Consider the following 12,116-nt stretch of genomic DNA (forward strand, 5'->3'; position numbering starts at 1 on the left):
TGCAGCTCGGCATCCAGCAGTACCAGGACGATCCGAACTTCCAGGGCGACATCATCCTGCTCGAGCCGGGCGAGACCGATCTCGCCTTCTTCAAGATGGCGCCGCTCAATCTGTGGGCGGGGCGCAGCGCGGGGGCGCACGGCTATCTCTCGGTGACGCAGGCGATCGAGGCACACTACGAGATGATCCGGCAGATCCTGCAGACCTACGGCGTGCTCATGACCCGCAAGGAGGTGCGCGAGGGCCTCGAGCGGCTGCTGCGTCACGAGCCGAGCGAGGGGCCCGAGGACGTGCTCCTCCGCGACGTGCCGAAGCGGGAGCTCCGCGTGGCTTGAGATGGAGCTGCGGGAGGGGCTCGTCGTCCTCGCCGTTCTGCTCCTCGCGTCGGCTGGCGGTGCCGAGCCGCCCTCGCCACCCGCGCCGTCGCGCCTCGGCCGGCCGGTGCTGCAGGCCCCCCGGACGGAGGAGGGCCAGACCGCCCCGGCGGGAACCGGCGGGCAGCCGGGCGGCGGCGAGGAGAAGGGCTCCAAGCGCCTCGGCCGCCCCATCCTGGTGGTACCATCACCCCATGTCGGGGGAGCGGCGCGGCGAGCGGTGCCCGCGCACTCCGCTTCCGAGCAGCGCCGTCAGCCGGGCGGCGGCGCGACCAGCGCGGGGCACCAGCCATAGCCCGGTACCGCGGGGGCGCCGTGCGGATCTCCCGTGAGTGAGGCTCCGTCCGGCGTCGTCAGGAGCTCGGTGCCCGCGCGCATGGACCGACTCCCCTGGGCCCGGTTCCACACCAGGTTGGTGGTTGCGCTCGGCACGGCGTGGGTGCTCGACGGCCTCGAGATCACGATCGCGAGCCTGGTCGGGCCCGTGCTGCAGAGCCAGCACTCGCTCCACCTGAGCAGTGTCGACGTGGGCAGGTCTGCCTCCGTCTACCTCGTCGGGGAGGTTGCGGGAGCGCTGTTCTTCGGCTACCTGTCGGATCGGCTCGGCCGCCGCAAGCTCTTCATCGCCACCCTGGGCCTCTATCTCGTGGCGAACGGTTTGACCGCGCTCGCGTTCACCTACGTGACGTTCGTGTTCTTCCGCTTCTTCGCGGGCGCGGGCATCGGTGGTGAGTACGCCGCGATCAACTCCGCCATCGACGAGCTCATCCCCGCGAAATACCGCGGGCACACCGACCTGGCCATCAACGGGACGTACTGGCTCGGCGCCATCATCGGCGCGCTCGGGGAGTACGTCCTGCTCGACCCGAGGATCCTCCCGCTCGACCTCGGCTGGCGCATCGGCTTCTTCCTGGGCCCGGTGATCGGCGGCCTGATCTGGAGGCTGCGAGGCGCGCTGCCCGAGAGTCCGCGCTGGCTGCTCACGCACGGATACGCCGAGGAGGCCGAGCGCACGGTGGCGGAGATCGAGCGTCAGGTCGAGGCATCGGGCCACCGGCTGACGCCCGTCGACGAGCGCCAGGCCCTCGAGGTGCGGACGCAGCGCCCGCTGGCCTACGTCGCGCTGGCCAAGGTGCTCTTCGGGAGATATCCCGCGCGCTCGGTGCTCAGCCTGACCCTCATGACGAGCCAGTCCGTCCTCTACAACGCGATCTTCTTCACCTACGGCCTCGTCCTCACCCATTTCTACGGGGTGCCGGCTCCGGCGGTGCCGAAGTTCTTCTTCGCGTTCGCGGCGGGCAACCTGCTCGGTCCGCTCGCCCTCGGACGGCTCTTCGATACGATCGGCCGCAGGCAGATGATCGCCGGCACCTACGCCAGCTCCGGCCTGCTGCTCGCCCTCTCGGGCTACCTGTTCCAGGTCGGCGCGCTCGACGCCGCGACGCAGACCGCGCTCTGGTCGGGCATTTTCTTCATCGCTTCGGCGGCGGCGAGCTCGGCCTACCTGACCTGCAGCGAGATCTTCCCGCTGGAGATCCGGGCGCAGGCCATCGCGTTGTTCTTCGCGATCGCGCAGGTCTGCGGGGCGGCGGGTCCGTGGATCTTCGGTCACCTGATCGGCGACCAGCAGCACCCGGACCCCACGCGCCTCTTCTACGGCTACCTCTTCGCCGCGGTCATCATGGTTCAGGCCGGCGTCGTCGAGGCGCTGATCGGCGTGAAGGCCGAGCGGATGCCCCTGGAGGACATCGCGGCGCCCCTGTCCGCGGTCGGAGGCGTGCCGAAGAGCAACTACGAATGAACGCTCCGACCGGCCTCCGCCCGACTACCGCGTGCAGAGGCGCCCGATCAGCTCGAGGAATCGCTCGGGGTCTGCCGGCTTGGGCAGGACGGCAGCTGCGCCGAGGCGCGACGCCTGAGATGCGAGAGGATCGGCGGACAGGACCACGACGGGAATGGACGCGAGCTCACGGTCGCTGCTTTGCGCCGCCCGGAAATCCCAGCCGCTCATCCGGGGCATCATCAGGTCGAGCACGATCAGACACGGGTGCACGTCACCCTGGCGCAGCAGCCTGAGTGCCGACACGCCGTCCCCCGCCTCCGCCACGCGGTAGCCCTCGGCTTCGAGAAGAGCGACGAGTGCCTGGCGCACCTCGACGTTGTCCTCGACGACCAGGACGGGAGCCGCGGGCCGCTCGGCAGTCATCCAGAGCTGTTTCGGCTCACGTCGTCGATCCCTCAAGGGCCGCCTTCCCGCCGACGATCGGTTCAGCAACGAACGACGTGGCCGGTCCCCCGACAAGTTTGTAGCTCCCGCTCGACGCGCGCCATACCGGCAAGCGGCAAGGCAAGCGGCTGCTCCTTCTCACGTGGAGGGGTGAGAACAGCCTCCGGATTGTGGTGAGGGCACGAGCCCACGGGCTGTACCTTCCACAGCCCTTCGCGCGCGCCCTCCCTCGGCACGGTGCCTGCAGACACCCCCTGCGAACTCCACGTTGATCCGGGCCGCGGCCCATGTCCGCATCGGCGGGCGCGGCTGGCAACGCGGTGACCGGAGGAAGGGAGCGACCCATGTTGAACCCACGGCTCGCGAAGCCCACCCGGACGCGCGGGCAGCAGGAGGAGTTCGCACGCCTTCCCTTGCTCGACGGCGTGCATGTGTTGGTGGTCGATGACGACCAGGACGCGCGGGAGGCGGTCGCGGCAGTGCTCGAGAGCTGCGGTGCCGAGGTCGTCACCGCCGCAGGTGCAGCCGGGGCGCTCGAGTCGCTCCGCAGCGCGCGACCCGACGTCATCGTGAGCGACATCGCGATGCGGGCCATGGACGGGCATCAGCTGATTCGCTGCATCCGGACGCTCGGTCCGGAGCGGGGAGGGAGAACTCCCGCCGCGGCGCTGACGGCGTACGCGACGCCCGCGGACCGCACCCGGGCGCTCCTGGCCGGCTTCCAGGTCTACCTCGCGAAGCCGTTCGACCCTCCGGAGCTCGTTACGCTCGTGGCGCACCTCGCCGGCCGGGCTCCGTCGGCCTGACGGAGGCCGCAGCGGCTTCGCTAGACGGCGCTGCGCGCGGAGCGGACGTGTCCGATGCTGGGTCACGAGCGGGGATCGGGCTGACGCCTCGCCCGCGCGAGTTCGATCCGACGCTCATCGCGCGGCTGGACGCCTTCTCGCGCGGGGCGAGCACCTTCGTCGTCGCCGTGGGCAGCCTCGTCCTCCTCGGCTGGGTGCTCGGCGTCGGAGCCGTCGAGAGCGTCTTCCCGGGGTTCGGCGTGATGAAGGCCAACGCCGCCCTGTGCTTTGTCCTGGCGGGTGCCTCGCTCTGGCGGGAGCGGGCCGGGCGCGACACGCCGGGGCCGCGCCTCGCCGCCCAGCGATGCGCCCTGGCCGTGGCGGTGGTCGGCATCATCACGCTCAGCGAGCATCTGCTCGGCTGGAACCTGCACATCGATCAGCTGCTGGTACGTGACGCCCCCCGCGCCGTCGCCACCACGCTGCCGGGGAGGATGGCGCCCGCCGAGGCGGGGAGCTTCCTCCTGGTCGGCGTCGCGCTCCTGCTCATCGCTCAGGGGAGCGAGCGATGGCTGCGGTCGAGCCAGTGCCTGACCCTCACCGCGGCCCTGATCTCGTGGGAGGCCCTGCTCGGCCACGCCTACGGCGTCGCGCTCTACGCCGTCCCCTCGTACCGGTTCACGCACGTCGGCGCACACACGGCGCTCGCGTTCACTCTGCTCTGTCTCGGCACATTGGCCAGCCGGCCCCGGAGCGGGGTGATGGCGATCTTCACCTGCGACAGCGCCGGGGGCTACATGGCCCGCCGGGTCCTCCCTGCCGCCGTCGGCGTCCCGTCGTTGCTCGGCTGGCTGTGCCTGGAGGGCGAACGCGCGGGATTCTATGACACCGCGGCGGGCGTAGCGCTCATGGTGGTGGCGACGCTGGTCTTCTTCGCCGCCCTGATCGCGTGGAACGCCCGGGCGCTGGAACGGGTCGAGGACGAGCGTGCCCAGCTCGACCGGGAGCAGAGCGCGCGCGCCCAGGCCGAGGCGGCGGAGCGGCGTGCCGCCTTCCTCGCCCAGGCGAGCGCCGCGCTCGGCGCCTCGCTCGATTGCAACTCCACCCTGAAGAGCGTCCCCGACCTGGCCGTGCCACGGGTGGCCGACTGGTGCGCCGTGAGCGTCCTCGACCCCGCAGGGACGATCCGGCAGCTGGCCGTCGGGCACGTGGACCCCTCGAAGGTGGAGTTCGCGTGGGAAGTAGAGAAGCGCTACCCGGCCAGCCTGAATGCGCCCTACGGGCCGGGGCGCGTGATCCGCACCGGGGCCTCGGAGCTCGTGAGCGAGATTCCCGACTCGCTGCTCGAGGCGGTGGCTCAGGACGAGGAGCATCTGCGGCTGCTCCGCGCTCTCGGTGTCGCCTCGTACATGGTCGTGCCGCTGATCGCGCGCGGTGAGACGCTGGGAGCGATCGCCTTCGGGTCCGCGGACCCGGATCGCCGCTTCGCTCGGACCGACCTGGCCGTCGCGGAGGAGCTCGCGCACCGTGCCGCTCTCGCTGCCGACAACGCGCGTCACTACGAGGCCGAGGGCCGCGCACGCGCCGCAGCCGAGGCGGCCAGCCGCGCCAAGGACGCGTTCCTGGCCACCGTCTCGCACGAGTTGAGAACACCGCTTTCGCCGATCCTCGCCTGGGCCCGGATGCTCCGCCAGGGGAACCTCGGCGAGGAGAAGACACGGCGGGCGCTCGAGGTCATCGAGCGGTGCGCGCGGTCCCAGGCGAAGCTCATCGAGGACCTGCTCGATGTCTCCCGCATCATCACGGGGAAGCTCAGGCTGGACGTGCGACCCGTCCAACTGGCTCCCGTGGTCCAGGCGGCCGTGGAGGTCGTCCGGCCGGCGGCCGAGGCGAAGGGGCTCACGCTGCGGGCGCTGCTCGACTCCGAGGCCGGGGCAGTCGCAGGAGATGCCGAGCGTCTCAAGCAGGTGGTCTGGAACCTGGCGTCCAACGCGGTGAAGTTCACGCCGACGGGCGGGCACGTCGAGGTGCAGCTGGCGGGGGTCGACGGGCGCGTCGAGATCAGGGTGAGCGACACCGGTCAGGGAATCCCGCCAGACTTCCTGCCCCAGATCTTCCAGCGCTTCGAGCAGGCCGACAGCACATCGACGCGCGCTCATGGCGGGCTCGGGCTGGGTCTCGCCATCGTGCGGCACATCGTGGAGCTGCACGGGGGGACGGTGCGCGCGGAGAGCCCCGGCGAGGGCGGCGGAGCGGTCTTTACCGTGAGGCTCCCTCTCCCCGTGGCGCAGGCGGGGCGCGAGCTGGAGCGCCGGCCCCCGGGCTCCGGCGCGCCGGCCTGCCCGCCCGAGCTCGCCCCGCTCGACGGCGTGCGCGTGCTGGTCGTCGATGACGAGCCCGACAACAACGACGTCGTTGGCGCGCTGCTCTCGTCCTGTGGCGCCGAGGTTCGGCTCGCCGGGTCGGCGCGACGGGCGATCGAGACGCTGGCGGAATGGAGGCCCGATGTGCTGGTGACGGACATCGCGATGCCCAACGAGGATGGCTACGACCTGCTCGCCAGCATCCGCGCTCAGCAGGGTGAGCAAGCGGAGATTCTCGCCGTGGCGCTCACGGCCTACGCGAGCAGAGAGGACCGCATCCGGCTCTTGTCTGCCGGGTTCCGGGCCCACGTGCCCAAGCCGGTGGACCCGACCGAGCTGACGGCCGTGGTGGCGAACCTCGGGCGCGCGGCCCAGCGGCTGCGGGCGGAGGCCGGGGACCGCGCGAGGACGCGCCCCGTTCCCCGCACCGCCCCCGTCTCGTCGTCCGGATAGCGGCGCCGGCTGCTGGGCTAGTTCGGCGACCATTACCGGGCGTCGACTCTCCTCGACGCTGGCGCCGGGCGGCTGCTATTCTCCCGCCGCTGCTCCCCCCGGACGCCCGGCACCTCCTCGTGACGCGTGCGCTGCGCGGGTTCGCGGACGGGCTGGTGAGCGTGCTGCTCGCCGGCTACCTCACCCGGCTCGGCTTCACGCCCCTCCAGGTCGGCGCGATCGTGACCGGGACGCTCCTCGGCTCGGCCGCGCTCACGACGACCGTCGGTCTGGCCGGTCAGGCGCTCGAGCGCCGCCGCGTGCTCCTCTTCGCCGCGCTCCTGATGCTCGCCACCGGGCTCGGCTTCGCCGGCCTGCGCGCGTTCTGGCCGCTCCTCGCGGTCGCGGTGGTCGGCACGCTCAACCCCACCGCGGGGGACGTGAGCGTCTTCCTGCCGGTCGAGCAGGCGGTGCTCGCGGAGACCGTGGGCGGCAGCGAGCGCACCGCCGTGTTCGCCTGGTACAACGTTGCCGGCACGCTCGCGGGTGGGCTCGGCGCGCTCGCGGGCGGCGTACCCGACGTGGTCGCCCGACTGGCGGGCGTCGATCCGCTCGCGGCGGAGCGCGGCGGCTTCGTCTTCTACGCGGCCGTGGCCGCCGTGGTCGCGCTGATCTACCAGCGGCTCTCCCCGTCCGTCGAGCGCGCGGTGCGGACGGGGCAGGCGCCGCTCGCGCGCTCGCGCCGCGTCGTGCTCCGCCTGGCCACGCTCTTCAGCCTCGACGCCTTCGGCGGCGGCTTCGTCGTGCAGTCGCTGCTCGTGCTCTGGCTCTACCGCCGCTTCCAGCTCTCGGTGGCGAGTGCGGGCGCGATCTTCTTCGGCGCGGGGATGGTGGGCGCGCTCTCGCAGTTCCTCTCCGCGAAGCTCGCGGCGCGCATCGGGCACGTGCGCACGATGGTCTACACCCACCTGCCTGCCAACCTCTTCCTGCTGGCGGCCGGCGTGGTGCCGAGTGCGCCCCTTGCGGTCGCCTTCCTCCTCCTGCGCGCCTCGATGTCGCAGATGGACGTGCCCGCCAGGCAGGCGTACGTCATGTCCCTGGTGCCGCCCGAGGAGCGCATGGCGGCCTCGAGCGTTACCAACGTGCCCCGCAGCCTGGCCGCCGCGATCCCGCCGCTCTTCACGGGCATCCTCCTCGACCGCTCCTCGTTTGGCTGGCCTCTCGTGCTGGGCGGCGCGCTGAAGGCGCTCTACGACGTCCTCCTCCTGGTGCAGTTCCGCACTCTCCGTCCGCCGGCGGAGCCATGAGCGGGCTCGTCGAAAGGCCGTAGCCCTTCAGCGGCCGCGCGCCTGCAGCCGGGCGGCGAGCGCCGGGTCGCACGCCACGTCGACCGCCGTCCACGCGAGCGCGAGCGCCCCGTCGGCCACCGCTCGATCCGCCGGCGCCGTCACGCAGTGGGCGGTGAACTCGGGCTGGTGGTTCACCGCCGGCAGCGAGGCGATGCCGATCATGGGGTGGATGCTCGGGAGGGCGTGCGACACGTTCCCCATGTCGGTCGAGGCGGCGGCGCGCTCGATGAGCACGCCCAGGTCGGGGAAGGAGCGTCCGACGGCTTCGGCGTTGCGGCGGTAGACGGCGGCGAGCGCCGCGTCGCAGCGGACCTCGGCGTAGGGCTCGCCGCTCGGCTTCACCTCCAGCGTGGCGCCGGTGGCGAGGGCGCCGGCCTCGAAGCAGTGCAGCACCTTGGCGCGGATGTCGTCCAGCTCGGCGAGCGTGCGGGCCCGCACGATGTAGTCCGCGGCCGTGTGCGCTGGCACGACGTTCGGGGCGTCGCCGCCGTCGGTCACGATGCCGTGGATGCGGTCGCCCTGGCGGATGTGCTGGCGCAGGAGGCCGATTGCCGTCTGTGCCACGGTGAGCGCATCGGCGGCGTTGATGCCGAGCTCCGGGAAGGCGGACGCGTGCGCCGACTTGCCCGTGTAGCGCACCTCGAACTCCCACCATGCCAGCGTCGCCGGCTCGACCACGTCGACCGGCGCCGGATGCACCATCATGGCCGCGTGCACGCCCGCGAAGGCGCCGCGCTCGAGGAGCAGGATCTTGCCGCCGCCGCGCTCCTCGGCCGGGGTGCCGACGACGCTCACCGTGAGGCCGACGTCGTCGGCGACGCGCGCGGCGGCGATGCCCGCCCCGACGGCCATGGCGGCGATGAGGTTGTGCCCGCAGGCGTGGCCGATGCCGGGGAGGCAGTCGTACTCGGCGCACAGCGCCAGGTGGAGCGGCCCCGCGCCGGCGCGCGCCACGAACGCCGTCGGCAGGTCGCAGACGCCGCGCTCGACGGTGAAGCCGGTGGCGTCGAGGGCCTCGGCGCACCAGGCGGACGCGCGCTCCTCCTCGAAGGCGAGCTCGGGATGGGCGTGGATGCGGTGGCTCAGCGCGACCAAGCGGTCCCGGTGCGCGGCGACCCGCTCGCGGACGGCGGCCCTGGCATCCATGGCGACCTCCGACTCCAGTTGCCGGAAGGGGGTGCCCGCCGTCAAGGGCGGGGCCGAGGCCCCATTTCGCCTTCGTCCGCCTACCATGGTATTCAAACGCTCGGTTAGCTAAGAGGGTGGCGGCGGCGGTCGTCGAGCTGGAGCGGCGGCTGGTCGCGGTCGAGCGCGAGGGCCGGGAGCGCCTTCGCCAGGCACGGCGGCTGCGCCAGGGCGTGCGGCGCGCGCGGGCCTGCAGCGGGTCGCGGGCCGGGCATCAGCGCGGCTTCACCGCCTCGAAACGCTCGGCGCGCTCGCAACGATAGCGAAGCTCGGCCTCGGCAGGCCCGAGGCGCGGGCCGTCGCGGCGCTCGCGCTCGTCACGCAGCAGGTCGGCGACCGACTTGCTGCGCGCCTGCTCGCAGAGGTAGCTCGTGTCGTAGTCGCGGAGCTTCTTCCAGCGGCCGAGAGGGGTGTCGGGACGGTGCGCCTCCGGGTTGAAGAGGAGAAGCCAGCCGCCGGAGAGAATCAGTGCACCCGCGTGCCGCCCGGTCCGCATGCCGGGCAGGGTGCGCCACGCGCTCCCTCGGTGTCAAGCGATCAGGGGAGCACGCGCCGCGTGACCCAGCGCTGGGCGACGACGAAGGCCGCGCCGGTCGCGATCACCATCCAGGCGAGGTCGGCGGCGACACCGAGCGCGACGCTGCCGCTCGCGAGCGCCCGGCACACGTTCACCGCGTGGGTGAGCGGCAGGAGCCACGCGAACGAGCGGGCCCACACCGGCAGGCTGTCGAGCGGGAAGAACACCCCCGAGAAGAGGAACATCACCGAGATGCCGAGCGTGAAGTAGTAGTTGAAGAAGTCGTACGAGGGGGCGCGCGCGGTGACCATCATGCCGAGGCCGCCGAACATGAGCCCGACCAGGAACCCGACCGGCACGAGGGCCAGGGCCAGCGGGCTCGCGACCAGGCCGCAGAGCGCGGTGAGCAGCAGCACGAAGCACACCGAGAGGGCGCTCTTCGAGGCCGCCCACAGGATGTCGCCGGCCACGATGTCGGCAACCGAGCAGGGCGTGGCCAGGATGGCGGCGTAGGTGTTCTGCTCGGTCATGCGGGTGAAGGAGCCGAAGGTGGTCTCGAAGGTGGCGCTGTTCATGGCCGTGAAGGCGACCATCCCGGGGGCGAGGAAGGCCGCGTAGGGCAGCCCGTCGATGCGGGCGACGTAGCGGCCGAGCCCGTAGCCGATGGCGAGAAGATAGAAGATCGGCTCGCCGAGGGCGGCCACGAAGAACGAGGGCGCGTAGCGCTTCCAGGATTCGAGGTTCCGCCGCCAGACGCGGAGGGCGCGCAGCGTGGGCATGCTCTCGCCTCAGTCCCGGAGCGCGTGCCCCGTCAGGGTCAGGAACACATCCTCGAGGGTGGCGCGCCGGCGCGCGAAGTCGAGGCCGTCGAGCGCGCCGAAGAGGTGTGGCCCGGCCTCGCCGTCGCGGAGATAGAGGTAGAACACCTGGCCGACGCGCTCCCTGCGCCACGGGCCCGCGCCGAGGCGCGCCACGGTGCGCGCGTCCTCGGCCTCGACGCCCGAGAGGTAGACCTCGACGACATCGGAGCCCACCTGCGCCGCGACCAGCTCCGCCGGCGTGCCCTCGGCGACGATGCGGCCGTGGTCCATGATGATGAGCCGGTCGCAGAGCTGTGCCGCCTCCTCCATGTAGTGCGTGGTGAGGAGGATGGTCGTGCCCTGGCGCTTGAGCGTGCGGATGCGCTCCCAGACCATCCGTCGCGCCTGCGGATCGAGGCCGGTGGTCGGCTCGTCGAGGACGAGGAGGCGCGGGTCGTTGAGCAGCGCCCGCGCCAGCATGAGGCGGCGCTTCATGCCCCCCGAGAGCGTGCGGATGCGCGCGCCACGGTGCTCGGCCAGCTCGGCGAAGCGCATGAGCGCGGTGGCGCGCGTGGCGGCCGCGCGCCGCGCGATGCCGAAGTAGCTCGCATAGACGATCAGGTTCTGCTCGACACTCAGGTCGGGATCGAGACAATCGTCCTGCTGTACGATGCCGAGCCCTGCCTTGATGGCCGCGTGGTTGGCCGGCGAGGCGGGCAGCCCGAGGACGGCCAGGGCGCCGGCGCTCGGCGCGGTGAAGCAGGTGACCATCCGGATCGTGGTCGTCTTGCCGGCCCCGTTCGGGCCGAGGAGGCCCAGGCACTCGCCTCGCGCGAGCGCCAAGGAGACGTCGCTCACGACCCGGCGGGCGCCATAGTCCTTGCACAGCCCGCGCGCGTCGACGATCGGCGGGGTCCCGTCCACGGCGGCATCTTAGGAGGCCGGGGACGTCGCGCAACCCGCCGGCGGCGCGGCGCTTGACCCCGGGCTCGGGCGCCCGGAGACTCGGACGCGATGCTCCGCACCCAGAACCTCCACGTCGTCAAGACCGAGCCCCTGGTCGCCCCGCGCGCGATCAAGCGCGAGTTCCCGGGCTCGGATGCGCTCTACGAGGTGGTGGTGGGCGCTCGGGCGACGATTCGCGACATCATCGCCGGCAGGGACGATCGTCTGCTCGCCGTCGTCGGCCCGTGCTCGATCCACGATCCGGCGGCGGCGCTCGACTACGCCCGGCGCCTCGGCGCGCTCGCCGCGCGGCTGGCGGACAAGCTCTTCGTCGTCATGCGCGTCTACTTCGAGAAACCGCGCACGACCATCGGCTGGAAGGGGCTCGTCAACGACCCGCACCTGAACGGCACGCACGACATGCAGACCGGGCTGCGCCTGGCGCGCAAGCTGCTCCTCGACCTGGCGCGGCTCGGCGTCCCCGCCGGCACCGAGCTGCTCGACCCGATCACGCCGCAGTACCTGGCCGACCTGATCTCGTGGACGGCGATCGGCGCGCGCACCACCGAGAGCCAGACGCATCGCGAGATGGCGAGCGGTCTCTCGATGCCGGTCGGCTTCAAGAACACGACCGACGGCAACCCGCAGGCTGCCATCAACGCGCTCGAGTCGGCCCGTCATCCCCACACCTTTCTCGGCATCGACCAGGACGGCGTGGCCTCCGTCATCCACACCGAGGGGAACCCCGACGGGCACATCGTGCTGCGCGGCGGGCGCACGCCCAACTACGACGCCGAGAGCATCCGACGCTGCGAGGCGCTGCTCGCTGCGGCCGGTCTGCCCGCGCGCATCCTGGTCGACTGCAGCCACGCGCAGACGGCCAAGGACTTCACGCGCCAGCCGCGCGTCCTGGCCGACCTGATGGCGCAGATCCGCGCCGGCAACCGCTCCATCCTGGGCTTCATGCTGGAGAGCAATCTCGAAGCCGGGAACCAGAAGCTCGCCGGCGGGCGCGCCGGGCTCCGCTACGGGGTGTCGATCACCGACGCGTGCATCGACTGGCCGACGACGGAGGAGTCCCTCGCCGACGCCGCGGCCGCGCTGCGCTGAGCGGCGCTATTGCTGCAGCACGATCCGAC

The 12,116-nt window shown here is 72.2% G+C and carries 11 protein-coding genes; 6 read left to right on the forward strand and 5 right to left on the reverse strand.

Annotated elements, in window-relative coordinates; translation table 11 throughout:
- Nucleotides 1-394: 394 nt before the first annotated feature.
- Both E6J59_05280 and E6J59_05285 read left to right on the forward strand, forming a co-directional pair.
- Nucleotides 395-706: a hypothetical protein gene (locus E6J59_05280; GenBank protein TMB21612.1), complete on the forward strand. Its 312-nt coding sequence runs from the start codon at nt 395-397 to the stop codon at nt 704-706.
- Nucleotides 707-750: 44 nt separating this feature from the next.
- Nucleotides 751-2,175, forward strand: coding sequence for an MFS transporter (locus E6J59_05285; protein TMB21613.1), 1,425 nt, complete (start codon nt 751-753; stop codon nt 2,173-2,175).
- Nucleotides 2,176-2,199: 24 nt separating this feature from the next.
- Here E6J59_05285 and E6J59_05290 read toward each other — a convergent pair whose 3' ends face one another.
- Nucleotides 2,200-2,580 carry a response regulator gene (locus tag E6J59_05290; GenBank protein TMB21614.1) on the reverse strand — a complete coding sequence of 127 codons (381 nt, stop codon included), beginning with the start codon at nt 2,578-2,580 and terminating at the stop codon, nt 2,200-2,202.
- A gap of 308 nt (nt 2,581-2,888) precedes the next feature.
- Between E6J59_05290 and E6J59_05295 the strand changes: the two genes are divergently transcribed.
- The 3 genes from E6J59_05295 to E6J59_05305 all read left to right on the forward strand — a co-directional run bounded on the left by E6J59_05295 (nt 2,889) and on the right by E6J59_05305 (nt 7,488).
- Nucleotides 2,889-3,407, forward strand: a complete 519-nt coding sequence (locus tag E6J59_05295; protein TMB21615.1) for a response regulator — start codon at nt 2,889-2,891, stop codon at nt 3,405-3,407.
- Nucleotides 3,408-3,454: 47 nt separating this feature from the next.
- Nucleotides 3,455-6,202, forward strand: a complete 2,748-nt coding sequence (locus E6J59_05300) for a response regulator (protein TMB21616.1) — start codon at nt 3,455-3,457, stop codon at nt 6,200-6,202.
- Nucleotides 6,203-6,279: 77 nt separating this feature from the next.
- On the forward strand, nt 6,280-7,488 hold the full coding sequence (locus E6J59_05305; protein TMB21617.1) for an MFS transporter: 1,209 nt from the start codon (nt 6,280-6,282) through the stop codon (nt 7,486-7,488).
- A gap of 27 nt (nt 7,489-7,515) precedes the next feature.
- On the opposite strand, the gene E6J59_05310 is transcribed toward E6J59_05305, so the two are convergent.
- The 4 genes from E6J59_05310 to E6J59_05325 form a co-directional block, all read right to left on the reverse strand.
- On the reverse strand, nt 7,516-8,676 hold the full coding sequence (locus E6J59_05310; protein ID TMB21618.1) for a M20 family metallopeptidase: 1,161 nt from the start codon (nt 8,674-8,676) through the stop codon (nt 7,516-7,518).
- A gap of 253 nt (nt 8,677-8,929) precedes the next feature.
- Nucleotides 8,930-9,211 (reverse strand): hypothetical protein, encoded by a 282-nt coding sequence (locus tag E6J59_05315; GenBank protein ID TMB21619.1) that lies wholly within the window; start codon nt 9,209-9,211, stop codon nt 8,930-8,932.
- A 41-nt stretch (nt 9,212-9,252) separates the two neighbouring features.
- Nucleotides 9,253-10,011 (reverse strand): hypothetical protein, encoded by a 759-nt coding sequence (locus E6J59_05320; GenBank protein ID TMB21620.1) that lies wholly within the window; start codon nt 10,009-10,011, stop codon nt 9,253-9,255.
- A 9-nt stretch (nt 10,012-10,020) separates the two neighbouring features.
- Nucleotides 10,021-10,956 (reverse strand): ATP-binding cassette domain-containing protein, encoded by a 936-nt coding sequence (locus E6J59_05325; GenBank protein ID TMB21621.1) that lies wholly within the window; start codon nt 10,954-10,956, stop codon nt 10,021-10,023.
- Between the two features lie 90 nt (nt 10,957-11,046).
- Here E6J59_05325 and E6J59_05330 point away from each other — a divergent pair, with 90 nt between their 5' ends.
- Complete coding sequence (locus E6J59_05330; protein TMB21622.1) at nt 11,047-12,087, forward strand: 3-deoxy-7-phosphoheptulonate synthase; 1,041 nt, start codon at nt 11,047-11,049, stop codon at nt 12,085-12,087.
- Nucleotides 12,088-12,116 lie beyond the last annotated feature (29 nt).

Source organism: Deltaproteobacteria bacterium, assembly GCA_005879795.1.
Taxonomy (GTDB): domain Bacteria; phylum Desulfobacterota; class Binatia; order DP-6; family DP-6; genus DP-6.

Bases quoted from the DNA above. Each gene is read 5' to 3' on its own strand.
- E6J59_05295 (TMB21615.1), top strand. From the start codon at position 2,889: ATGTCCGCATCGGCGGGCGCGGCTGGCAACGCGGTGACCGGAGGAAGG.
- E6J59_05315 (TMB21619.1), bottom strand. From the start codon at position 9,211: ATGCGGACCGGGCGGCACGCGGGTGCACTGATTCTCTCCGGCGGCTGG.
- E6J59_05310 (TMB21618.1), bottom strand. From the start codon at position 8,676: ATGGATGCCAGGGCCGCCGTCCGCGAGCGGGTCGCCGCGCACCGGGAC.
- E6J59_05330 (TMB21622.1), top strand. From the start codon at position 11,047: ATGCTCCGCACCCAGAACCTCCACGTCGTCAAGACCGAGCCCCTGGTC.
- E6J59_05285 (TMB21613.1), top strand. From the start codon at position 751: ATGGACCGACTCCCCTGGGCCCGGTTCCACACCAGGTTGGTGGTTGCG.
- E6J59_05290 (TMB21614.1), bottom strand. From the start codon at position 2,580: ATGACTGCCGAGCGGCCCGCGGCTCCCGTCCTGGTCGTCGAGGACAAC.
- E6J59_05320 (TMB21620.1), bottom strand. From the start codon at position 10,011: ATGCCCACGCTGCGCGCCCTCCGCGTCTGGCGGCGGAACCTCGAATCC.